This window comes from Neomegalonema perideroedes DSM 15528, assembly GCF_000374145.1.
Classification (GTDB): domain Bacteria; phylum Pseudomonadota; class Alphaproteobacteria; order Rhodobacterales; family Rhodobacteraceae; genus Neomegalonema; species Neomegalonema perideroedes.
Map to the genome: position 1 here is coordinate 1 of NZ_KB893665.1, position 23,976 is coordinate 23,976.

The window sequence follows — 23,976 nt, forward strand, 5'->3', positions numbered from 1 at the left end:
GCGCCGCCCCTTGTGGGACGGCGCCGGCTTCTAACGGTCGCGCCGCCCCTTGCGGGACGGCGCTCCGGACTAAGAAGACTCGCCGTGAATTCCCGGCCCGGATTCTCAGAGCGTTTCACCGATCCTGTCGGATCGGAAAACGCTCTGGTTTTTTGTCAGCTCGCGCAATGCGCCCGAACAGTCTTTCGAACTTTTCGGATTGCGCTCCAAGGGCTTACTCAGCCGCGAATTGGTTCATGGTGTTGGCGTGTCCGCCCGCCTTCAGCGCGCGCTCGCCGGAAACCATCTCCTTGAAGCTGTCGCCGAGATCCGAACCCACCTCATGCTGATGCTTCACCGCCGAGACCCCGCGACGGATCTCCTCGCGCTGCACCGTCGCGACATAGGCCAGCATCTTGTCTTCGCCGAAATAGCCGCGCGAGAGTTCGTCCACCGATTTGGCGGTGAGGTGGAAGGTCGGCAGGGTGATGAGGTTGTGGAAGACCCCCGCCCGCGCCGAGATGTCGGTCTGGAAGCGGCGCAGACGCGCATCCGCCTCGCGGCCGAGATCCGTGGCGTCGAACTCGGCCTTCATGAGCTCATTGCCGTCCGGGTAGTCGCCCGCCTGAATCTTGCCCTCGGCCAGCCACTGGCTCCGCACCTGTTTGCGCAGATTCAGCGTCCAATTGAAGCTCGGGGAGTTGTTATAGGTGAGCTTGGCTTTCGGCGCCTGCTTGCGGATCTCGGCGACCATGCCCGCGATCTCGTCGACGTTGGGGGTGTCGGTCTCGATCCAGAGCAGATCCGCGCCGCCCTGATTCAGCGAGGCCACGCAATCCTCGATCACGCGGGCGCGTCCGGTGTTCTCCTTGAAGGGGAAGAGCCCGTTCGGCAAGCGCTGCGGCTTGACGAATTCGCCGCCCTGATACAGCGCCAATTCGCCCTCGCGGATGGGGTTTTCGGCGGTGATCGGCTCGGTCTTGAGCCATTTGATGTAGTCGGAGGCGAGATCGCCCGCCTGCTGGCTGACCGGCACCTTTTGCGTCAGGCCCGCGCCGAGGCTGTCGGTGCGCGCCACGATCACGCCCTGCTCGACGCCCAATTCCTCAAAAGCGAGGCGGCAGGCGCGCAGCTTCTCGATGAAGTCCTCGCGCGGCACGGTGACCTTGCCGTCCTGATGGCCGCATTGCTTGGCGTCCGAGACCTGATTCTCGATCTGGAGGCAGCAGGCGCCCGCCTTGATCAGCTCTTTCGCCAGCAGATAGGTGGCGTGTTCGTTGCCGAAGCCCGCGTCGATGTCGGCGATGATCGGCACCACATGGGTCTCGAAGCCGTCGATGGCGGCGATGGCGGCTTTGCGCTCCTCTTCGGTCTTGGCGGCCTTGAGGGTCTTGAAGAGGTCGTTGATCGCCACTTCGTCGGCCTGACGCAGCGAGACGTAGATCTCCTGAATGAGATCCGCCACGGCGGTCTTCTCATGCATCGACTGATCCGGCAGATGGCCCCAGCGATTGCGCAGGCCCGCCACCATCCAGCCCGAGAGATAGACGTAGGTTCCCTTGGCCGTGCCGCGCAGACGCTTCACCGCCTTGATCATCTGCTGCGCATGGAAGCCCGACCAGCAGCCCAGCGACTGGGTGAATTTCGAGCTGTCGGCGTCATAGGCGGCCATGTCGGCGCGCATGACCACGGCCATCTGACGGGCGATGTCGAGATGCGAGTCCCAGGTGTTCTGAAGGCGCAGTTGCAGGATGTCGTCGATGGCGACGCCGCCGGGCGCCTCGCCCGTGGGATAGCGCTTGAGCAGATCGGCGCGGATCTCGGCGGTGGAAGGACGGGTCGTCATGGGGAGAAGTCCTTTGTTCAGATCGGGAAAGGGGAGAACGGCGGTCCAGAAGGCGGGGCCGCCGAAAGACGAGGCCATGCGCAGCTCTTCCATCAGTCGAGCACGTTCAGCACGGCGTAGGCCGGGGTGGTGATGAACTCCGGGAGGGTCTCGGCGAGAACGGCCTCCTGAACGATCCGCGCGGCCGAGGCGTAATGTCCGCGATGGAAGGCCGAAGGCCCGACGCGGTCGAGGATCGCCACGATCTCCGACTGGAAGAGTTCGCCCAGCCATTCCTCATCCAGCTTGCGCGCCCCGCCGAGGCTCAGCGCGACCGCCGCGCCATGACGGCGCCATTGCCAGAGCTGCGCGCGGCCGATCTCGGCGGTGGCGGCGTCCTCCATGAGGTTGTTGATGGGCACGGCGCCGCGTCCGGAGATCCATTGCGCCAGATATTCGATGGCCACGGAGATATTGGTGCGCACCCCGGCCTCGGTGACTTCGCCGGAATGCGGCTTGAGCAGCATGGCGGGCTCGATGCGGTAGGTGTGGCGCGGAATGCGGATCTGGTTCGGGCCGGACATCTCGGCGTCGAAGATCTCGCGGGCCACCGGCACGAGGTCGGGATGGGCGACCCAGGTTCCGTCATGACCCAACTGGACCTCGCGGAGCTTATCGGCGCGGACCTTGGCGAAGGCGCGCTCATTGGCCTCCGGATCGCCCTTGACCGGGATCTGCGCGGCCATGCCGCCCATGGCGTGGATTCCGCGGCGATGGCAGACCTTCACCAGACGCGCCGCATAGGTCGCGAGGAAGGCCTTATCCATGGTGACCTCGGCGCGGTCGGGCAGCAGATAGGCTCCATGGGCGCGCAGAGTCTTGATGTAGCTGAAGATATAGTCCCAGCGGCCGCAGTTCAGCCCGGCGATGTGCTCGCGCAATTCCCAGATGATTTCATCCATCTCGAAGGCGGCGGGCAGAGTCTCGATCAGCACCGTGGCCTTGATCATGCCGCGCTGAAGCCCCGTGCGGTCCTGAGCGAAGACGAAGACCTCGTTCCAGAAGCGGGCCTCTTCATGGCTCTCCAGCTTGGGGAGGTAATAGAAGGGGCCGCGCCCCGTGGCCGCCAGAGCCCGCCCGCAATGGAAGACGTTCAGGCCGAAGTCGAAGAGCGCCGCCGAGACCGGCTGTCCGCCGATCAGCACATTGGCCTCCTGCATATGCAATCCGCGCGGGCGGACGATGAGGACCGCAGGCTCGGGCCCCACGCGATAGGATTTTCCGCTTTTCGGATCGTCATATTCCAGCGTCCCGTCGCGGTGATCCAGCATATTGGCGTGGCCCGCGACGATGTTCGGGAAGCTCGGGGCTGTGGCGTCCTCGAAATCGGCCATGAAGACCTTGGCGCCCGAATTCAGCGCGTTGATCATCATCTTGCGCTCGACGGGGCCGGTGATCTCGACGCGGCGGTCGATCAGCGCCTCGGGCGCGGGCTCGGCCCGCCAGACGCCCTGACGGATCGCCTGAGTCTCCGGCAGATAATCGGGGAGCTCGCCCCGGTCCACGCGCTCCTGACGCCGCGCGCGGGCGACCATCAGCGCATGCAACCTCAGGCCGAAGCGGCTTTGCAGCTCCGCGACGAAGGACAGAGCCTCCGGGGTCAGAACATGATCCGCGCCGGGCGCGTCGCGCAGGACGATAGGAGCGCTGGGGGGGGCGGCGATGGAGGTCGGGCGATCGAGCGGCATGACGAAGCTCCGTGACTCGGGTGTGAAGTCACGCTAGTCATGTTATGTCGCAGATGCAGCATGATCCTGACAAACAACGGATGAATAAGGGTAATTTTGTAAGTTATGTCAGAAGACATGCGTGGATTTTGTCATATTTGTAAGGCTCGCCCATGACCGCCCGCGGAGAGAAACTGATCATCGGCCAGAGGCTCAAGGCCCTGCGCCAGTCTCTGGGCCTGACTCAGGCGCAGATGGCGGCGGAGCTGGGCGTTTCGGCCAGCTACGTCACTTTGATCGAGGCCGATCAGCGCCCGGCTTCGGCGAAGCTGCTCATGCGGCTGGCGGAGGTCTACGACCTCAACGTGGCGGAGCTGGCGCCCTCGATGGACGCCCAGCTCGCCGCCGATTTCTCCGCCGCGCTGAAGGATCCCGCGCTTTCCGGAAGCGGCGCGCCCTCCCGCGTCGAGATCGAGGCGGTCCTGCAAGCCTCGCCGAAGATCGCCGCCGCCTTCGTCAAGCTGCATGACCGCTACCGCGAAGAGCTGGTGCGGCCTCAGGCCGAGGCCAATCCGCTCACCGACCGCGACAAGGTGGAGGCCCTCGCCGAGGTCTCACGGCCCGTGGAGGCGGTGCGGGCTTGGTTCTTCGCCCAGAAAAACCATGTGGATTCTCTGGACCGCGCGGCGGAATCTCTGGCCGAAGAGCTGGCGCTGCATCGCAATGAGCCGCATCTGGCTTTGACCGAGCGTCTTTCCGCCCATGGAATCCGCGCGCGGATTCTGCCCGCGCAGGTGATGGGCGACCAGTTGCGCCGCTTCGAGCCCCATCGCACGGAGCTTCTCTTCTCCGAATTGCTCGCCCAGCCGAGCCGCCGCTTTCAGATCGGCGTGTTGCTGGCGCGTCTGGAGCGTCAGGAGATGATCGACCGGCTGGTTTCCGGGGCGGGCTTCTCGGATCCGGTCACGGCGAGCCTCGCGCGGGTGAGCCTCGCCAATTATTTCGCCGCCGCGCTGATGATGCCCTACGCCCGCTTTCTGGCCGCCTGCGAATCGGCGCGTTACGACGTGGAGCTGTTGAGCCATCGCTTCGGCGCCAGCTTCGAGCAGACGGCCCATCGCATGACGACCCTTCAGCGCCCCGAGGCGCGGGGCATCCCCTTTTTCTTCGTGCGGGTGGACCGGGCGGGGAACATCTCCAAACGCTTCAGCGCGGGGCGCTTCCCCTTCTCGCGCTTCGGAGGCTCCTGCCCGCTCTGGAACATCCATGCGGCCTTCGAGACTCCGGGACAGGTGCAGACGCAGGTCATCCGCATGCCGGAGGGCGCGAGCTATTTCTCCATCGCCCGCACGGTGACGCGGGCGGGCGGCAGCCATGGAGCCCCGGCGCAGCGCTGGGCCATCGGGCTCGGCTGCGACGTGGCTTACGCCCCGCGCCTGATCTACGCCGAAGGGATCGATCTGGAGCGGATGCGTCCGGTGGACGTGGGGCTCAACTGCTATCTCTGCGAACGCCCCGATTGCTCCGCCCGCGCCCATGCGCCGATCAACCGTCGGCTCGTCGTCAACGAACGCGAGCGCAGCCTCGCGATCTTCCAGTTCGAGGGGGATCCGCCTCCGAACCGGGCGGGTCCGGCCTCCTGACGCCGCTCAAAGCCTTTTGGCTTCCGGGGTTTTCGGGTAAGTCTGGGGAGAAGCTCCCCGCCCCCGCGTCGGGAGATCAAGCGAGGAGCCTGATCCATGGGAACCGCCGGCTATCAAAGGGCGAGCTTCATCGCCCTTCTGATTCTCGTGACCATCGCCTTCATCTGGCTGATTCTGCCCTTTTACGGCGCTCTGCTCTGGGCGGTGATCCTCGCCATTTTATTCAATCCTCTGAATCGCCTGCTGACGCGCAAATCGGGCGGGCGGCGCAGCCTTGCGGCGGCGCTGAGCCTGCTGGTCTGCGTCTGCATCGTGGTGATCCCCGGCTCGTTGATCCTCTCCATGCTCGCGCAGGAGGCCGTGGGATTCTATGATCGGATCTCCCGACAGGAATTCGACGCCGCGCGGCTGCTCGCGCAGCTCCGCGACGCCTTGCCCAGCTTCGTTCTGGAGCGCCTCGACTCGCTCCATCTCCAAAGCTTTCAGGAGCTTCAGACGCGTCTCACCTCCTTTCTCGGGCAAGCGGCGCAATGGCTCGCCAGCCGGATGGTGGTCATCGGGCAGAATACGGCGCAATTCGCCATCAGCACCGGCGTGATGGCCTATGTGCTGTTCTTTCTGTTTCGCGACGGCGAGGACGTCCTGCGGAGCATCCGCGAGGCCAGCCCGCTCTCGGCGCGCCATACGGATCACGTGCTGCGGAAATTCTCCGACGTCGTGCGCGCGACGGTCAAAGGCAACGTCGTCATCGCCATCGTGCAGGGCGGGATCGGCGGAATCGCCTTTTGGGCGCTCGGCGTCGAGGGGGCCCTGCTCTGGGGCGTGATCATGACGCTGCTGTCGCTGCTGCCGGCGGTGGGCGCTTTTCTGGTCTGGGCGCCCGCGGCGTCCTATCTGCTGCTCTCGGGGGAATATCTCAAAGGCGGCGTTTTGCTGGTGGTGGGCGCCTTCATCAGCGTGGTGGATAATCTCCTGCGCCCGACGCTGGTGGGCAAGGGAACGCGCCTCTCGGATTACATGGTGCTGGTCTCGACGCTCGGCGGTCTGGCGCTGATCGGCATGAACGGCTTCGTGATCGGGCCGCTGATCGCGGCGCTCTTCGTCTCGGTCTGGTCGCTCTCGGCCGAGGAGCGCGCCGCGCAGAGAAGCCTCGAAGCGGCGCAGGAGGAGCCCCGCGCCTAGCGCGGAGGAGACGCCCCCCGCGCGCCCGGAGCCCTCTCAGAGCCGCCGCAAGGCGCGGCGCAGCTCGCTCAGAATGCGGTCGGCGGCCTCTTCGGCGGTCGCGCGGCCATAGGCGAATTCCTCAATGTTGGTGAGGAAGACCTCCTGAACCGCCGGATGCTCGATCAGCGGCGACATGGCGGGTCCGGTGGCCTCCGCCACGATCCGCGCCGCCTCGACGTTGGCCGCGCCGAGCTGTCCGGCCTCCTCCAGAGTCCGCCGCGCCACGGCGGAGGCGGGCAGGCCGCGGCTGACGCCGAGGATCAAAATCGCCTCGGGATCGTTGAGCAGGCAGTCGATCACCTGAGCGGCGGCCTGAGGATCGCGGGAGTTGCGCGACACCGCGAAGACCATGGAGGGCTTTTTATACAGCCCGTCCGTCTTGGCGCCCTCAATGCGCATCGGCGGGACGGGGGCGAGGCTTCCCTCGCGGATCGGGTCGTTGAATTTGGAATAGGTCGAATCCCAGAAGAGCGTCCCGCCGATCTTGCCCTCGCCCCAGGCGGGATCGTCGAAGACCTCGATATTGCCGACCGCCGCCGCCATGCGCCAAGGCCGGAGAATCCCTTGATCCGCCATCCATTGATAATGGTTCAGCGCTTTGACGAGATCTTCTTTCGTCCAAGCCAATTCGCCCGTCTCGGGATCGACGAACTCCACGCCGGAGGATTGCGCCGCAAGGGACTCGATGGTGAACATGAGGATCACCTTGGTCGCGTCATAGGGATAAGCGCCTTCGGGATTCATCAGTTTGGCGGCGGCGGCGAGATCCTCCCAGGTCTTCGGCAGATCGAGGCCGACGCGCTGGAAGGCCTCGACGTTGAAGAAGGGAATGGCCCCGGTCACCGAGACGGGCGCGCCGTTCAGCTTGCCGTTCAGCGTGACGGGGGCGAGATGGCCCTCGTTCCACTGGCTGAGGTCGATGGAGTCCGAGAGCTCCCGCAGATCGGCGAAGCCCGAGCCGTCGCGCGAGAATTGATGCAGCCAAGGCCAATCCACTTGCAGGATGTCCGCTTCGGTGCGGCCCGCAAGCTGGGTGCTGAGGCGCTCCAGATAGCCCTCGAAGCCGGCGAACTCCGGCTTGACGGTATGGCCGAGCTTGCCGCCGCAATATTTCAGAGCCTCCTGAGTGGCGACGTGGCGTCCGTCGCCGCCCCACCATGACATCCGCAATTCGGCGGCCGAAGCCGCGCCGACGCAGCCGAAACTCAGCGCGAAAGCGCCGAGGATGGTCTTTTTCATGGGTTTTCCTCCTGAAACAGCGCCTCTCGCGGGCGCCCTCTGATTGGGATGAGACGCCTCAACCGTATTTGCGCAGAGCGGGCGGCAGACGCTCGGCGGTGGCGGCGGCCATGGCCCGGAAGAGCCGCGCGGCGCGGTCCGGCCCCAAAGGGGCGTTCAGCGGATCGGAGAGGAAAAGCCCCTCCAGAGTCGCGGCGTCCTCCGCGAGAACCGCCGCCAGCACGGCGTTTTGCCGATCCGCATGGGGCTTGGCGAGCGCCTCCACCGCCGGAGGCAGACGCCCCGCCGCGACGGCCTGCACGCCCAAACCCGAGAATAAGGCGTTGGTCTCGACGATGGTTCCCGGCGCGAAGCCCTCAAGCTGGCCGCGATTGGGGAGATTGGCGTTGACGACCAGAGTTTCGCCCCGCGTCAAAGCGCGGATCTGAGCCACGAGCGCCTCCTCCGAAGGCGCGCGCAGAGGCGGCGCCTCATTGGCCTGCTGCGCCTCCTGAGCGGCGGCGCGCCGGGCGTCGCGATCCTTGCGGCGCCATGAGACGGGCGTCAGGCCGAAGCCCCAGCCTTCATTGTCGCCGAGATACCAGCTCGCGGGCAGGAACTCGGCGAGATGGCGGTCTCCCGCCGCCGCCGCGATCCCGAAGCGCGCCGCAAGGTCGAACTTCACGCGGTTGACGTCCTCGAAATAACGCTGGACCTCATTCTCCGGATCCAGCGGCGAGGAGCGCCAGCCCTTGGCCCGATGCTCCGCCGCGAAGGCGAGATATTCCGGCAGCATGTCCGCTCCGCCGACGAAGGCGCGATCCACGAAGGTGAAGTGATTCACCCCCAGCACGTTCGCCTGAACGTCGCGGAAGTCGTAGCGGATTTCTCCCGCCTTCCGATTGGCCAGCCAGGCGAGGATATGCCGGAGCTTGGTCACTTCATGGCATTCGCCCCAAGCCTTGATTCCCGGATAGGCGGCGTAAAGCGCGCCGGTCAGAACCGACATGGGATTGGTCAGATTGCAGACGAAAGCCTGAGGCGCATGGGCGCGGATCGCCTCGCCGATGGCGGCCATCTGCGGAATGGCCCGCATGGCGCGGAGGAATCCGCCCGGCCCCACCGTGTCGCCCACCGATTGCCGGACGCCCTCGCCTTCCGGCAGGCCGAGATCCTGCGCCATGTCCTCGAAGGAGCCCGGCAGAATCGAGACCACCACGAAATCCGCGCCGGTCAGGGCCTCGGCGAGCTTCGGGACCGCCTTATAGCGCAGATTCCGCCCATGAGCCTGAGACAGGCGCTCGCCGAGGGCGGCGTTGCGGCGGGCGGCCTCCTCGTCGAGATCATAGAGGCGAATCTCGCCGGAGACCGTGCCGTCATGGACGAGGTCGGCCATCAGCACCTGAGCCCAGTTCAAAGAGCCGCCGCCGATATAGGCCAGCGTGATTTCCGAAGTCGCGGAGCCGGACATTGAAATTCTCCATTACGCCGGAAGGCGTCAGATATAGGAGCGCAGATGCTCGGAGAGGCAGAGCAGCGCCATGGCCTGTCCATAGGGCGTCGAGGTGAGGCGGATTCCCCGGTAGTAATCGAGGTCGGCGCCCATGGCCGTCCCGAAGGAGACCTGACGCAATTCGCCGGAGGCGTCGATTTTGCCGATCACGCCTTGGACCGCCTTCTCGGCCATCGGCAGATATTCCCGCCCGAGATAGCCTTTGCGCACGGCCTTCATCAGGCCATAGCCGAAGCCCGCCGCCGCCGAGGATTCCAGATAGCTTTGCGGATCGTCGAGCAGGGTCGTCCAGAGGCCGGAGGCGTCCTGCGTCCGCGCCAGAGCCTCCGCCTGACGGCGCAGGATGGACAATAGATGTCGCCGCAGAGGGTCGTTCTCGGGCGGGTTCAACAGATCGAGGAATTCGGGGATCGCGATGGTGATCCAGCTGTTGCCGCGCGCCCAAAGGGCCTTGGCGAAATTATGATCGCCGTCGAAGGTCCAGCCGTGAAACCAGAGTCCCGTCGCGCGGTCGGCGAGATAATGGGCGTGGATGAGGAATTGATATTTCGCCTCCTCCACATATTCGGGACGGTTCAGAACCAGCCCGATCTTCGCCAGAGGCATCACGCTCATCATCAGCGTGTCGTCCCACATCTGCTGCGGGTTCACGCTGTTATAGACGATGTGCTGAAAGCCGCCTTCCTTGGTCTTGGGCAATTCATGCATGGCCCATTCGGCCCAGGTCTCCAGATAAGGAACCCAAGCCGGATTAGGCCGCATCTCATGCAGGGAGGCGAGAGTCAGGAAGGGCGCGAAGGTGTTGATGTTCTTGGTGGCCTGCTCCTCGGCGAACCGCGCCTCGAACCAATCGAGGATGATTTGGAGAAGCGCCGGATCCTGCGTGAGCCTCCATGAGTTGAAGAGCCCGTAAAGCCCGATTCCATGGGTCCATTCCCAGCCGCTCCAGCCGCGCGTGTCGATGACGCGGCCGTCCTCCAGATGGAGCAGGAATTCGCCGGTCTCGTCTTTGATCGCGGTGAGGTTCGCGGCCAGACGCCGGATCAACTCCTCGACTTCGCCGCGCGAGACGAAACGCTCCTTGCGCCGGAGCAAAGGATCCATCGTCGTTTCTCCCTGAAGATCTTCGGCTGATTTGGAATCTCGGCTTGCGGATTCGAAAGCGCCGTTTCTGGAGGTCAGCAGAGCACAGGCGATTGGGAAAAGCAATATTCATATGATGATTTTGCGGATATTTTCGCTACTCATCATATATTTATAGGGCGACCCCGTAAGATCGCCCCGATCTTCAGAGACCGCGCCTTCAGACGATGCCGCCGCCCGCGCCCGAAACCTTCGGACGCCGCGCCGCCGCCTGAGCCCGATAGCCCGAAGACCGGAAAGCGGCCACGGGATCTATGGCGGCGCCTTTCTCCAAGCGCGCCATGGCGAGAATCGGCTCGACGTCGGTGCGGAAGGCGGTCTTCAGAGTCTCGGAGGCCATGAGGGCGTCGTTGCTCTCCTGATGCGCCCGCAGGGCCGCGCGATCCACTAGCAGCGCCTGAGCATGGGCGCGCGCCACCTCCATGGCCGAAGCCATCATGCTCTCCAGCGGATCGGTGACGTTATGGCTTTCATCCAGCATATAGGCGGGAGAAAAGCCGGGCGTCCCCTCGGCGTTGACCAATTCGTTGAAGACGAGGAAGAGCCGGTAAGGATCGATCACGCCCGCGTCGAGATCGTCGTCGCCGTATTTGCTGTCGTTGAAGTGAAAGCCCGCCAGCTTGCCGAAGCGGATCAGCCGCGCCACGATCATCTCGATGTTCACGTTCGGCGCATGATGCCCGAGATCCACGAGGCAAGCGGCTTTTGCGCCCAACTCCTGCGCGATGAGATAGCTCGTGCCCCAATCCTGAACCACGGTGGAGTAAAAGGCGGGCTCATACATCTTATGCTCGACGAAGAGCCGCCAATCCTCCGGGAGGCCCGCGTAAATGCGGTGGGCGCTCTCCAGATAGCGGTCGAGCTGACGGGTGAAGTCGGCTTGTCCGGGGAAGTTCGAGCCGTCGCCGATCCAGATGGACAGCGCCTTCGAGCCGATCTTCCGCCCCAGCTCGACGCAATCCAGATTATGCGCCACGGCCTGATCCCGCACGGCCTTGTCCGTATGCGAAAGCGAGCCGTATTTGAAGCTCAAGGGGAGGTCGGGGTGATCCTGAAAGGTGTTGGAGTTCACCGCGTCGAAGATCAGCCCATGCTCGCCCGCCCGCGCCAGAAGCGCCGCCGGGTCGGCCTTGTCCCAAGGAATATGCAGCGAAATCGCCGGAGCCAGCCCCGTCAGGCGATGGACGGCGCCGCAATCGTCGATCTTGTCGAAGACGTCGCGCGGCTCGCCCGCGCCGGGGAAACGGGCGAAGCGCGTGCCGCCCGTGCCCGCCGCCCAGCTCGGGAGCGCGATTCCAAAGGCCGAGATCTTCGCCTTGATCGCGTCGATCTCGAATCCGCGCCGCGCCAGACGCTCGCCGAGGCTTTCGTAATCGCGACGCAGATCGGCTTCGCGGCGGGCGTTCGCCTCGCCGAGGACGGAGTCCTGAATCTTCATGGTTTCCTCCCTTTCCGGCGACTCAGCGCGTGAAGGCCTGCACGTTGCCCGCATCCACATTGACGATGTTGCCCGTGGATTTGGCGCTGAGGTCGGAGGCGAAGAAATAATTGGCCTCGGCGATGTCCTCGGGCAAAACCGAGCGCTTCAGAAGGCTGCGCTGACGATACATCTCCTCAAGGCCCTCCTTGTCGGTCTTATAGGTCGAGGCGCGCTGATCCAGCCATTCGCCGGACCAGATCTTCGAGCCGCGCAAGACCGCGTCGGGGTTCACCACATTGACGCGGATGCCCTCCGGCGCGCCCTCCAGCGCGAGGCAGCGGGCGAGATGGATCTCCGAGGCCTTGGCCGTGCAATAGGCCGAGGCTCCCGGCGAGGCCGCAAGCCCGTTCTTGGAGGCCACGAAGACCACGGCGCCGCCGATCCCCTGAGCCTTCAGCAGCTTGAAGGCTTCGCGGCTGACGAGGAAATAGCCCGTCGAGAGGATGGACATATTCTTGTTCCAAAGCTCAAGCGTGGTCTCCTCGACCGGCGCCGAAGAGGCGATCCCCGCATTGGAGACAAGAATGTCGAGGCCGCCGAATTCCCGCGCGACCTCCGCATAGGCCCCGATCACGCCCGCTTCATCGGTGACGTTCAGCGCGACGCTCCGCACCATGTCGGCGCCGAAGCCTTTGGCGAAGCCTTGGCGCACCTCCTCCAGAGCGGCGGCGTCGATGTCGGCCAGCATGACGCAGGCGCCTTCGCCGAGATATTTGCGCGCCGTCGCCGCGCCGATGCCGCCCGCCGCGCCGGTGATCAGCGCCACGCGTCCCGCGAGGCTTTTCGGCTTGGGCATGCGCTGAAGTTTGGCCTCCTCCAGAAGCCAATATTCGATGTCGAAGGCTTCTTGTTCAGGCAGCCCGCGATAGGCGCTGATCGCCGAGCTTCCGCGCATGACGTTGATGGCGTTGACGTAGAATTCGCCCGAAATCCGCGCCGTGGCCTTATCCAGCGCGAAGGAGATCATCCCCACCCCCGGCACCAGATAGATCACCGCATTGGGATCGCGGATGGACGGAGAATCCGGACGCTTGCAGCGCTCGTAATAGGCGGCGTAATCTTGGCGGTAAGCCTCCACGGCGGCGGGGAGTCCGGCGAGGGTCTTCTCCAGATCCGGCGCGGCGGGGTCGAACTCCACCACCAGAGGCCGGATCTTGGTGCGCAGGAAATGATCCGGGCAAGAGGTGCCGAGCGCCGCCAATTCCTCCAGCCGCTTTGAGCCGACGAACTCCAGCACCGCCTGTTGATCGTCGAAATGCCCGACCTTATGGCGCTCCTTCGAGATCAGCCCGCGAATGACCGGCATCAGCCGCGCGGCGATGCGGCGACGCTCTTCAGACGGCAGGGTCGGCTTCGCTGCGCCGCCGAAGACGGAGAGGCCCGCCGTCCTCTGTTCGAGCCAGGCGTAAGCCTTATTGATGACCTCCAGCGTGGTCAGATAGCAATCCTTGGCGTCGTCGGCCCAAGTGAAGAGCCCATGCGATTCGAGGACGCAGCCCTTGGCCTGCGGATTCTCGACCGCGAATTTCTCCAGCCAGAGGCCAAGCTCATAGCCCGGCTTCTTCCAAGGCAGCCAGCCGATGACCTCGCCGAAGATCTCCTGCGTCAGCGCCTTGGAATCGGCGGAGGCGGCGATGGCGATGATGGCGTCCGAATGCACATGGTCCACATGTTTGCGCGGGACATAGGCGTGCAAAGGCGTGTCGATGGAGGCGGCGCGGGCGTTGAGGTTGAAGGTGCAATGGGGCAGATAGCCCACCATCTCGTCCTCATGGGCGAGGCCGCGATATTTGCCCTTCAGCGCCCGCAGCTTATCCATATAGAGCGTGGAGAAGCCGTCCATCTTCATCGAGCCGATGTCTCCGCCCGAGCCCTTGACCCACAGGACTTCGACCTTCTCGCCGCTGAGCGGATCGGCCTCCATGACCTTGGCCGAGGTGTTGCCGCCGCCGTAATTGGTCACGCGCTTGTCGGAGCCGAGCAGATTCGAGCGATAGAGCAGCTTTTCGGATTCGCTCATGCCCGCCGCCTTGGCGTCGTCCCACAGGTTCTCCAGACGATTGGAGGGCGCAAGATCGGACATTGGGATATGCTCCTGAGGGAATGGTTTCTGAGGAAAGGGCCCGGCCTTTAAAAGGGATGGCTTTCCGCCGAGGCTTTCCTCAGAGCCGCACATAAGTCAATCGAAAACGATCATAATCGATCATATTGCACCTGCGAAAAGACATAAAATGATCGAAACTGATTGACAAAGCCCCAAACTCGCCCGATCCTGATCCTCAAGGAGTCGCCTTATGCACGAAACCGAGCGCCATCGAGTCATCCTGTCCGCAGTCCAATCGAAGCCCTTCGCTTCGGTGGCCGAGCTAGTGGAGTTGACCGAAAGCTCCGAGGCCACCATTCGCCGCGACATCGCCCAGCTTCACTTGCAGAAAAAGCTGCGTCGGGTGCGCGGCGGCGCCGAGGCCCTGACTCCGGCCCATGTGACCGCCCTGAACGGACGGCCCTTCTCGGTGAATATTTCGATCAATATCGCTCAGAAACGCGCAATCGCCAAAGCGGCGGCCGATCTCTGCGAGGATGGCGACACCATCATCATCAACGGCGGCACCACCACTTTTCAGATGGTCCATCCGTTGGCGACGCGGCGGCTCCAGATTCTGACCAATTCCTTTCCCATCGCCGAGCATCTGCTGAACCATACGAAAAACACCGTGATGCTCCCCGGCGGGACGATCTACCGCGAACAAAACATCGTGCTCTCGCCCTTCGAGAACGACGTGATCCGCAATTTCTACGCCCGCCGCATGTTCATGGGCGCGCAGGGAATCGGGCCGCTCGGGGTGATGGAGCAGGATCCGCTGATCATCCACGCCGAGGAGAAGCTCCTCGGGCAGGCCGACGAATTGGTCCTGCTGGTGGACAGCGAAAAATTCTCCCGGCGCTCGGCGCTGATCCTCTGTCCGCTGGCGCGGATCCACACCGTCGTCACGGATGACGGGATCGAGGACCGCCATGCTCAGATGCTCGCCGACGCCGGAGTCCGGCTGATCGTCGCGCCGGTCGCGCGCTCGGCCAAGGGAGAAGAACCGGAGGCCGAAGCCGCCGAAGGATGACGAGACGCGCGCCGGGGAAAATCAGGCGGGCGGAGAATCAAAATCATGTTTCTGGGAGGAAACAGGCATGTTCGCCAAAAAACTCATGATCGGCGCGGCCCTCGCCGCGAGCCTGATGAGCTCCGCCGCCTGGGCGCAAGATCCGGTGCGCATCGCTCTGGTCGCCAAATCGCTCGGCAACGGCTTCTTCGAGGCCGCCAACCGCGGCGCCGAAGAGGCCGCCAAAGAGCTGGGGAACGTCCAGATCATCTACACCGGCCCGACCTCCACCACGGCGGAAGGCCAGATCGAGGTGATCAACGCGCTCATCGCCCAGCGCGTGAACGCCATCGCCATCTCGGCCAATGATCCCGACGCCGTGGCTCCGGCGCTCAAGCGCGCCATGCAGCGCGGGATCACGGTGATCTCCTGGGATTCCGGCGTGGCCAAGGACGGCCGCGAGCTGCATCTCGCGCCCTCCTCCAACGAGCTGATCGGCCAGACCATCATCAAGCTCGCCGCCGACGAATTGCCCGAGGGCGGCGAAGTCGCGGTGCTGTCGGCGACCTCCACCTCGACGAACCAGAACATCTGGATCTCCGAGATGAACAAGGTCATGGACCAATATCCGAACATCAAGCTCGTCGCGACGGTCTACGGCGACGATCTCGCGGATAAGTCCTATCGCGAGACTCAGGGCCTGCTTCAGACTTACCCGGATCTCGACGCGATCATCGCCCCGACCTCGGTCGGGATCGTGGCGGCGGCTCAGGCCGTGGCCGACGCGGGCAAGATCGGCAAGGTGAACGTCACCGGGCTGGGGCTGCCCTCCGAGATGGCGGGCGCCGTCGAGAGCGGGGCCTCGAAATCCTTCGCGATCTGGAATCCGGTGGATCTCGGCTACTCGGCGGCCTATCTGGCCTATGAGCTGGCCACCGACAAGGCCGAGGCCAAGCCCGGCGCGGTGATCTCCATCGGGCGCATGGGAAGCGTCACGCTGGACGACGCCAATGAAGCGGCCATGTCCACGCCCTTCAAATACGACGCCTCGAACATCGAAGAGTTCAAGACCGTCTTCTGACCCCTTCCTGACGGCGACTCCCGCCCGCCGGATCCTCTCCGGCGGGCCTTTTCCCCGCATCCTTCGCTCAGGAGGGCTCCATGGCCGCCGAGCCTCTCGTCGCCGCCTCTGCGGCCGACGCGCCTTTCTCCGTCTCCGCCCGGCCCGTGCTGAGCCTGCGCGGAATCGTGAAGAGCTTCCCCGGCGTGAAGGCGCTTCAGGGCGTCGAGCTTGATCTTTATCCCGGTCAGGTCACGGCGCTGATCGGCGAGAACGGCGCCGGAAAATCCACTTTGGTGAAGCTGCTGACCGGCGTTTATCAGCCCGATGCAGGCGAAATCCGCATCGAGGGCCGCGCGGCGCGTTTTCCCACCGCGGCGGCGGCGGCGGCCGAGGGCGTCACGGCGATCCATCAGGAGACCGTGCTCTTCGACGAATTGAGCGTCGCGGAGAACATCTTCCTCGGCCATGCGCCGCTCAACCGCTTCGGCCTCATCGACTGGCCGCGCATGCGCCGCGAGGCGCGGGAGATCCTCGCGCGGATCGGCGCCGCGCTTGATCCGAACGCGGCGCTGAAGGATCTCGGCATCGCCAGCAAACATCTGGTCGCCATCGCCCGGGCGCTTTCGGTGGAGGCCCGCGTGGTGATCATGGACGAGCCCACCGCCGCCCTCTCGCATAAGGAGATCGGCGAGCTTTACGAGCTGGTCGAGCGGCTGAAGGCTCAGGGCAAGGCCATTCTCTTCATCAGCCATAAATTCGATGAGATCTTCCGCATCGCCGATCGCTACGCCGTCTTCCGCGACGGCGGCATGGTCGGGGCGGGGCTGATGTCCGAGATCGACGAGCGCCGCCTCGTGGAGATGATGGTGGGCCGCGCCATGGACAGCATCTTTCCCGTCCGGACTCCGCAGATCGGCGAGGAGATCCTCAGCGTCTCCGGCTATTCCCATCCGACGGAGTTCGCGGATGTGAGCTTCACCCTGCGGCGCGGCGAGATCCTCGGATTTTACGGGCTGGTCGGGGCGGGACGCTCCGAGCTGATGCAGGCGCTCTTCGGAATCTCGCGGCCTTCGGCGGGAATCTGCCGCATCGCGGGCGAGGAGCGCAGTCCGCGTTCGCCCGCCGAAGCCGTCGAGGCCGGGCTGGTCTACGCCCCCGAGGATCGCGGCCTGCAAGGCGCCGTGCGGGCTCTGCCCATCTTTCAGAACCTCACCCTGCCCTCGCTGGGACGCCTCTCACGGGCGGGCCTCCTGCGCAAGGCCGAGGAATTCGCCCTCACGCGCCATTACGCCGAAAGGCTGGATCTGCGCGCCGCCAGCCTCGATCAGCCGCTCGGATTGCTGTCGGGCGGCAATCAGCAAAAGGTGGTGATCGGGAAATGGCTCGCCACGCAGCCGAAGATCATCATCCTCGACGAGCCCACCAAAGGCGTGGACGTCGGGTCCAAGGCGGCGGTGCATGAATTCATGGCCGAACTGGCCGCCGAGGGGCTGGCGGTGATCATGGTCTCTTCGGAGATCCCGGAGATCCTCGGGATGTCGGATCGGGTGATCGTCATGCGCGAGGGCCGGATGGTCGGGGAATATCCCCGCGCGGGCCTGACGCCGGAGATCCTCGTGCGCGCCGCCGCCGGAATCGGAGTCGGAATCGGGGCGGGAGGCGACTCATGAGCGCCCTTCTCAAACGCCGGGAGTTCCTGCTGTTTCTGGCGATCCTGCTGCTGATCCTGCTGGTCCGCGCGCGCTTCCCGAGCTTCGGGAGCCCCGCCAATCTCGCGGCGATCTTCAACGACAGCGCCATTCTGATCATTCTGGCGCTCGGACAAATGGCGGTGATCCTGACGCGCTGCGTGGATCTCTCCGTGGCGGCCAACCTCGCCCTGACGGGCATGGCGACCGCCATGCTCAACGCCGCCCTGCCGGGGATTCCGGTGGGGCTTCTGTTGCTCTTCGCGGCGGGCATGGGCATGGCGCTCGGGGCCTTCAACGGGATTCTCGTCTGGAAGCTGGCTTTGCCCTCCATCGTCGTGACGCTGGGGACGATGACCATTTATCGCGGCTCGATCTTCCTGTTGTCGGGCGGGGCATGGGTCAACGCCCATCAGATGAGCCCCGCCTTCAAGGCCTTCCCGCGCGAGGTGGTTCTGGGCCTGCCGGTCCTCTCATGGATCGCGATCGCCGTGATCGCGGTCTTCGTCCTGCTCATCGGGCGGACGGGGCTCGGGCGGGCCTTCCACGCCGTGGGCGGAGACGAACACGCCGCCGTCTATACGGGAATTTCGGTCGGGCGGACGCGCTTCTGGGCCTTCACGATCAACGGCGGTCTGGCGGGAGTCTGCGGCTATCTCTGGGTGAGCCGTTACGCCGTAGCCTACACCGAGGTGGCGCAGGGCTTCGAGCTCGACGTGATCGCCGCCTGCGTGATCGGCGGAATCTCCATCGCCGGAGGCATGGGGACCGTGGCCGGGGCGCTGCTCGGCGCCTTCTTCCTCGGCGCGATTAAAAACGCTCTTCCCGTCGCCGGGATCTCGCCCTTCTGGCAAATGGCCATCTCCGGCGCGGCGATCCTGCTGGCCGTCGCCTTCAACGCCCGCGCCGAACGCCGCAAGGGCCGGATCATCCTGAAATCGGCGCAATCCGCCGCCCCCGTCATCCGGTCTTCGGGAGCCGCGTCATGACCATGGCCCCCCCTCCCCGCCCTATTCCTCCTCGCCATATCCCTGATCGCCTCAACGGCTCTTTTCTGCGCCGCCTCAAAAGCTGGGAGACGCTGCTCCTCGCGGTGGCCGCGGCGATCTTCACCTTCAACGCTCTGGCCTCGCCCTATTTCCTCGATCCGTGGAATCTCTCGGACGCCACCTTCAATTTCACCGAAAAGGCGATGATCGCTCTGGCCATGGCCTTGCTCATCATCGCCGGCGAGATCGACCTCTCCGTGGGCGCGATCATCGCTCTGGCCTCGGTGGCCATGGGCGCCGCCCGGCAAATGGGCGTCGAGACCACGGGACTCGTGCTGATCGGCGCGGGCGTGGGGCTGGCCTGCGGCGCCTTCAACGGCTTCCTCGTGGCGGGATTGGGGCTGCCCTCCATCGTGGCGACCATCGGCACGATGAGCCTCTTTCGCGGAATCGCCTATATCATCCTTGGAGACGGCGCCTATGGCGGTTATCCGGCCTCCTTCGCCTGGTTCGGCCAGGGCTACGTCTGGGGCGCGATCACCTTCGAGCTGGCGCTTCTGGCGGTTCTGGCCGTGGTCTACGGCGTCTTGCTCCATGGGACGAATTTCGGCCGTCGCATTTACGCCATCGGCAATAACGCGACCGCCGCCGCCTTCTCCGGCGTGAGGGTGCGCCGCATCCGCATGACGCTCTTCATGCTGACCGGCCTCATGGCCGGGATCGCCTCGGTCTGCCTGACCTCGCGGCTCGGCTCCACGCGACCCTCCATCGGCATGGGCATGGAGCTTGAGGTGATCACCATGGTGGTTCTGGGCGGGGTGGCGATCACCGGCGGCTCCGGCACGATCCTCGGGGTGATGCTGGCGGCGCTGATCATGGGTCTGATCACCTTCGGACTCGGATTGCTGAACGTGCCCGGCGTGGTGATGTCGATTTTCGTGGGAATCCTGCTGATCTCGGTGATCGCGCTTCCCAAGCTTCTGGAGAAAATGCGGCGATGATGGAGAAACACGCCTTCAAGATGCGCCTCAAGCCCGGCTTCGAGGCTGAATATCGCCGCCGCCATGACGAGATCTGGCAGGAATTGGCGGATCTCCTCCATGAGGCGGGAGTTCAGGATTACTCCATCCATCTCGATCGCGAGACGGGGACGCTCTTCGGCGTCCTCTGGCGGCGGGCGGATCACGCCATGGAGGCTTTGCCGGGACATCCGGTCATGAAGCGCTGGTGGGCCTTCATGGCCGATCTCATGGAGACCAATCCCGATCAATCCCCGGTCTCCGTTCCGCTTGAGACGGTGTTCCATCTGCCATGAGGCCGCTTCGCAAGATCGCCGTGCTGGATTTCGGCAAGACCAACGTGAAGCTCGCGCTGGTCGATCTGGAGCGCCGCGCCGAAATCGACCTGCGGCGACGGCCCAACCTCGTCGCGCGTTCGGGGCCCTATCCGCATCATCCCACGGCGGAGCATTGGGCCTTCATCCTCGACTCGCTGAAGGATCTGGCGGCGGCGCATGAGATCGACGCGATCTCCATCGCGGCCCATGGCGCCACGGGCGCCCTCGTCGACGCGGCGGGGGATCTGGTCCTTCCCATCCTCGATTACGAGCATGAGTTCGATCCGGGGAATTACGACGCCCTCCGCCCCGATTTCGCTGAAACAGGCTCTCCGAGGCTGGCCATGGGCCTGAACCTCGGGGCGCAGCTTTACTGGCAAGCCCGCGCCTTCCCTGAGGATTTCGCCCGCGCCGTCCACCTCCTCACCTATCCGCAATATTGGATGATGCGCCTCAGCGGCGTCCCCTCGACGGAGGCCACGTCGCTCGGCTGCCATACGGATCTCTGGAATCCGCATGCGGGGGATTTCTCCTCCCTCGTGGCGCGCATGGGCTGGCGGAAGCTCATGCCGCCCTTGCGGCGCGCGGCGGAGATCCTCGGGCCGATCCTGCCGGAGGTCGCGGCGCGGACGGGCCTGCGCCCTGAGACTCCCGTCTTCTGCGGGCTGCATGACAGCAACGCCTCGCTTTATCCGCATCTCGCCGCGCGGGAGGGGCCTTTCTCGGTGGTCTCGACGGGAACATGGGTCGTCTGCATGGCCGTCGGCGCGGAGCCGAAAGCCCTCGATCCCCGACGCGACGCCCTGATCAACGTCGACGCCCATGGCTCCCCCACGCCCTCGGCGCGCTTCATGGGCGGGCGGGAATATGAGCTGATCCGCAAGGGTCGCGACCTCGCCGCGACGCCCGAAGCCGCGGCGACGGTCCTCGCGCGAGGAATCCTGCTGCTTCCGGCGGTCGAGCCCTCTTCCGGCCCTTTCCGGGGACGCAAGGCCTGCTGGAGCTTCGCCCCCGCCGACGAAGCTCAGGAGGCGGCGGGGCTGGCCTTTTATCTGGCGCTCATGACCGCCGAATGCCTCGCGATGATCGGCGCGCGCGGCCCCATCCTCGTGGAGGGGCCTTTCGCCCGCAACGCCGAATATCGCGCGATGCTGGCCGCCGCCTCCGGACGCCCCGTCGAGGCTTCCGAAGGCGCGACGGGCACCGCCCTCGGCGCGGCCCTGCTGGCGGATTCAGGCGCGCGCCCCGCTCCGCCGCAGATAGAATCCGCGCCGCCCGCTCCGGCTTTCGCCGCCTACGCCGCCCTTTGGCGCGAGGCGCTGCGCGATGTCTGATTCACGCCGCCGCGCGCTTCGCCCTTCTGAGCCCTTCGGCGGCGGCCATCATCAGCGGCCCGACGCCTTTGGCGTCGTCGGCCACCACCTGCTCCGTGAGGTAATAGCCGGGAGTTCCGTCACGATAAGCGCCGCCGAATCCGCCGAGGCCCGCCACATGGCAGACGCCCGCGAACTCCAGCCCGCCGTCCGGTTTGGGCCGCAGGGCGTCGCGCTCCAGAGCCGCCATGGTCTTTTGCGCCGCCGCGACGGCCTCCGGCCCCGCGAGGCCCAGATCCGCCGCGCGATACAACGCATAGGCCAGCATGGCCGAGGCCGAACTCTCCTCGTAATTCCCCGGCAGCTCGGGCAGGTCGATCACCTGAAGCCAGAGCCCCGAAGGCCGCGCCAATTCGAGCAGCCGCGCCATGAGGCGCCGCGTCGGCTCCGCGATCCGCGGCGCGGCTTCCGGGCCGACCAGCGCCAGCACGTCGACGAGCGCCATGGCCAGCCAGCCGAGCGCCCGCGCCCAATGCGCCGGAGACCGCCCGGTGGCCGGATCGGCCCAAGCCTGCAAACGCCCTTCGTCCACGCCATGGACGTAAAGCCGGGTCTCCGCGCGCCAGGTCAGGCGAAGGGCGGTCTCCAGCTGGCGCAGAGCGTCCGCGACCGCGGCCTCGTCGCCCGTCGCCTGAGCCCATTCGATCTGGAAAGGCAGACCCATATAAAGCCCGTCCAGCCAGACTTGCGCCGGATAACGCAGCTTATGCCAATAGACTCCCGAGCGCGTGCGCGGATGGGCGCGGAGCTGGCTTCCGAGCAGATGCGCGGGCTTGAGCCAAGCCTCGTCTCCCGTCGCGCGCCGCAGATGAAACAGAGCACGGCCCGACAGGATGTTGTCGATGTTGAATTCAAGGATCTCATAGCCCTTCAGCCCGCCCTCCGGCGTGATCTGAGGCCCGATCAGACGGCGCAGATGCTCAAGCCAGCGGGGATCTCCGGTCGCCTCATGCAGCAGCCCGAGGCCGCGATAGACGCAGCCGTCCTCATAGCACCAGGGCCCGCCCTTATAGGGCTGATAGGCGCGGGCGTAGGCGTCGAAATAAGCGGTCAGCATGAAGGCTCTCCGAGGATGGATAGGGGGACTTCCGTCTCTTCCAGCGTGAGATCGGCGAATTGGGCCACGAGGCCCGCGTGATGAAGCAGCGGCAGGTTCAGCGCCATGTCGGGGACGTCGCCCGTCGGGCTGGCGTCGTAGCTCACGCTCAGGCGGCGGATCTCCACGCCGCGCAGAGGCGATTCCGGCAGGCCGAAGAAAGCGCCCGCCGCCACCCGGACCTCCTCCATGCGCAGCTCTTCGATGCGGAGGCCGGAGACGGCGGGGGTCAGGTCGTCCACGGGACGGGGCTCGCGGGACTGCACGACATCCGAAGTCCCGTCCGGGTCGCAGAAGTAGAAGCTGTTGACCGAAATTCCGGTCTCCACCCGGCGCATGACCGAGCGGCTCAGGCGCAAATCCGAGACCGATCCGCCCCGGCCCCGGCGCGTCTTGATCCTCAGGCCGCGATCCGTGCCGAGAAAATCGCAATCCTCGATCCCGACGTCCCGCACCCCGCCCGACATCTCCGAGCCCATGACCACGCCGCCATGTCCGCGCTCCAGCAGGCAATGACGAATCCGCAGGCCCGAACAGGGCGCCAGATGATCCGACTCGCCCTGAGGCCCGCGCTTGCCCGCCTTCACCGCCACGCAATCGTCGCCCACCGAAACATGCAGCCCTTCGAGCAGAACCTCTGCGCACATCTCGGGATCGAAGCCGTCGGTGTTGGGGCTGTCGGGCGGATTCTCAATGCGCAGGCCGAAGGCCGAAACCCGGCGACAGAGCAAGGGATGCACCGTCCATGAGGGCGAATCCCGCACCGTCACGCCCGAGAGCGTCACGTCTTCGCAGCGGCTGAGGAAGATCGTGCGGGCGCGGCGGGCGCCTTCGCGAGTCTCCTTAGGCCAGCTCCACCAATCCCCCGCCGAGCCGCCGCCCTCCAGCGCGCCGAGCCCCGTCACGGCGATCTTCTGCAGGCCGATCCCGGTGATCAAAGAGGCGTAGGAGGCTTCCGGCAGGCCCTCCCATGAAGCGAGCATGCGTCCGGCGCCGTCGCGGGCGGGGAGGATGGGAATCCGGCTGCGGTCGGGCGTCAAGGCGAGGGTCGCGCCCTCCTCCAGACGCAGCGTCAGGCCGGAGCGCAGGAAGACCGGCCCCGTGATCCAGCGTCCGGCCGGGATCAGGACCGTTCCGCCCTCGCCCGCCGCGGCCATGGCGGCGGCGATGGCCGCGCCATTGTCCTCGGAGCCTTCCCGCGCCCCAAAGCGCGAGACATCGGCCAGACCCGCGCAATCCGCCGCGCGAAAGGCCAGAGGCTCGGCGCCTTCGAGTTCGAGAAGATGCTCCGCGCCGGGAAGCAGCCCGTCGAGGATCAGCAAGGCCCGCCGCGCCGCGCCCTCGGCGATCAGACGCCCCGCAGCCGTCAGACGCCAGCCTCTCGGCGCGGCGAGGAAATGGCGGGCGCCGGGCTCGGGGATCAGAATCGCCGCATGGCGGGCGCCGAGATGGCGCGGAGCAAGGCGAAGCGGAGAATGCGAAGCCTCGGCCCGCTCCGGCGCAAGCGCGGAGAAGGAGGATGCAGGAGACATGGCGTCGCCGCCCTTCGGCGGCCCTCTCGGCTAAAAGGGAAAGGCGGCCCGA

18 protein-coding genes are annotated in these 23,976 nt (G+C 65.6%); 9 read left to right on the forward strand and 9 right to left on the reverse strand.

Annotated elements, in window-relative coordinates; translation table 11 throughout:
• Window positions 1-214 precede the first annotated feature (214 nt).
• Window positions 215-1,825 carry an isocitrate lyase gene (locus B161_RS0114840; RefSeq protein WP_026310467.1) on the reverse strand — a complete coding sequence of 537 codons (1,611 nt, stop codon included), beginning with the start codon at window positions 1,823-1,825 and terminating at the stop codon, window positions 215-217.
• 92 nt (window positions 1,826-1,917) lie between these two features.
• Window positions 1,918-3,552, reverse strand: a complete 1,635-nt coding sequence (aceB, locus tag B161_RS0114845; RefSeq protein ID WP_018634233.1) for a malate synthase A — start codon at window positions 3,550-3,552, stop codon at window positions 1,918-1,920.
• 152 nt (window positions 3,553-3,704) lie between these two features.
• Here aceB and B161_RS0114850 point away from each other — a divergent pair, with 152 nt between their 5' ends.
• Both B161_RS0114850 and B161_RS0114855 read left to right on the forward strand, forming a co-directional pair.
• The gene (locus tag B161_RS0114850) at window positions 3,705-5,174 is read left to right on the forward strand and encodes a helix-turn-helix domain-containing protein (RefSeq protein WP_018634234.1); all 1,470 of its coding nucleotides are present in this window, start codon (window positions 3,705-3,707) and stop codon (window positions 5,172-5,174) included.
• 96 nt (window positions 5,175-5,270) lie between these two features.
• Complete coding sequence (locus tag B161_RS0114855; RefSeq protein WP_018634235.1) at window positions 5,271-6,356, forward strand: AI-2E family transporter; 1,086 nt, start codon at window positions 5,271-5,273, stop codon at window positions 6,354-6,356.
• Window positions 6,357-6,392: 36 nt separating this feature from the next.
• Here the strand turns inward: B161_RS0114855 and B161_RS0114860 are convergent, their stop codons facing one another.
• From B161_RS0114860 to B161_RS0114880, 5 genes are all read right to left on the reverse strand, one after another.
• Complete coding sequence (locus tag B161_RS0114860; RefSeq protein WP_018634236.1) at window positions 6,393-7,637, reverse strand: ABC transporter substrate-binding protein; 1,245 nt, start codon at window positions 7,635-7,637, stop codon at window positions 6,393-6,395.
• Window positions 7,638-7,695: 58 nt separating this feature from the next.
• Entirely contained in the window at window positions 7,696-9,087 is a 1,392-nt protein-coding gene (locus tag B161_RS0114865; protein WP_018634237.1) for a family 4 glycosyl hydrolase, read from the reverse strand.
• Window positions 9,088-9,114: 27 nt separating this feature from the next.
• Complete coding sequence (bglB, locus tag B161_RS0114870; RefSeq protein WP_018634238.1) at window positions 9,115-10,233, reverse strand: beta-galactosidase BglB; 1,119 nt, start codon at window positions 10,231-10,233, stop codon at window positions 9,115-9,117.
• 199 nt (window positions 10,234-10,432) lie between these two features.
• The gene (rhaI, locus tag B161_RS0114875) at window positions 10,433-11,710 is read right to left on the reverse strand and encodes an L-rhamnose catabolism isomerase (protein ID WP_018634239.1); all 1,278 of its coding nucleotides are present in this window, start codon (window positions 11,708-11,710) and stop codon (window positions 10,433-10,435) included.
• Window positions 11,711-11,732: 22 nt separating this feature from the next.
• Window positions 11,733-13,835 (reverse strand): bifunctional rhamnulose-1-phosphate aldolase/short-chain dehydrogenase, encoded by a 2,103-nt coding sequence (locus B161_RS0114880; protein WP_018634240.1) that lies wholly within the window; start codon window positions 13,833-13,835, stop codon window positions 11,733-11,735.
• A 211-nt stretch (window positions 13,836-14,046) separates the two neighbouring features.
• Here B161_RS0114880 and B161_RS0114885 point away from each other — a divergent pair, with 211 nt between their 5' ends.
• The 7 genes from B161_RS0114885 (at window position 14,047) to B161_RS0114915 (ending at window position 21,257) form a co-directional block, all read left to right on the forward strand.
• Window positions 14,047-14,868: a DeoR/GlpR family DNA-binding transcription regulator gene (locus B161_RS0114885; RefSeq protein WP_018634241.1), complete on the forward strand. Its 822-nt coding sequence runs from the start codon at window positions 14,047-14,049 to the stop codon at window positions 14,866-14,868.
• A 67-nt stretch (window positions 14,869-14,935) separates the two neighbouring features.
• Window positions 14,936-15,928: a rhamnose ABC transporter substrate-binding protein gene (gene rhaS, locus B161_RS0114890; protein ID WP_018634242.1), complete on the forward strand. Its 993-nt coding sequence runs from the start codon at window positions 14,936-14,938 to the stop codon at window positions 15,926-15,928.
• Window positions 15,929-16,008: 80 nt separating this feature from the next.
• A complete protein-coding gene (locus B161_RS0114895; RefSeq protein WP_018634243.1) occupies window positions 16,009-17,580 on the forward strand; it encodes a sugar ABC transporter ATP-binding protein in 1,572 nt (523 codons plus the stop codon).
• Window positions 17,577-18,587 (forward strand): ABC transporter permease, encoded by a 1,011-nt coding sequence (locus B161_RS0114900; RefSeq protein ID WP_018634244.1) that lies wholly within the window; start codon window positions 17,577-17,579, stop codon window positions 18,585-18,587. Before B161_RS0114895 ends, B161_RS0114900 begins: the two co-directional genes overlap by 4 nt.
• Window positions 18,584-19,588 (forward strand): ABC transporter permease, encoded by a 1,005-nt coding sequence (locus B161_RS0114905; protein WP_018634245.1) that lies wholly within the window; start codon window positions 18,584-18,586, stop codon window positions 19,586-19,588. The genes B161_RS0114900 and B161_RS0114905 overlap by 4 nt, the downstream gene beginning before the upstream one ends.
• Window positions 19,588-19,902, forward strand: coding sequence for an L-rhamnose mutarotase (gene rhaM / locus B161_RS0114910; RefSeq protein WP_205619270.1), 315 nt, complete (start codon window positions 19,588-19,590; stop codon window positions 19,900-19,902). Before B161_RS0114905 ends, rhaM begins: the two co-directional genes overlap by 1 nt.
• Window positions 19,899-21,257 carry an FGGY-family carbohydrate kinase gene (locus B161_RS0114915; protein ID WP_018634247.1) on the forward strand — a complete coding sequence of 453 codons (1,359 nt, stop codon included), beginning with the start codon at window positions 19,899-19,901 and terminating at the stop codon, window positions 21,255-21,257. The genes rhaM and B161_RS0114915 overlap by 4 nt, the downstream gene beginning before the upstream one ends.
• 1 nt (window position 21,258) lies before the next feature.
• Here B161_RS0114915 and B161_RS0114920 read toward each other — a convergent pair whose 3' ends face one another.
• Window positions 21,259-22,353: a glycoside hydrolase family 88/105 protein gene (locus B161_RS0114920; protein WP_018634248.1), complete on the reverse strand. Its 1,095-nt coding sequence runs from the start codon at window positions 22,351-22,353 to the stop codon at window positions 21,259-21,261.
• On the reverse strand, window positions 22,347-23,924 hold the full coding sequence (gene pglA, locus B161_RS18270) for a polygalacturonase PglA (RefSeq protein ID WP_018634249.1): 1,578 nt from the start codon (window positions 23,922-23,924) through the stop codon (window positions 22,347-22,349). Before pglA ends, B161_RS0114920 begins: the two co-directional genes overlap by 7 nt.
• Window positions 23,925-23,976: the final 52 nt, after the last annotated feature.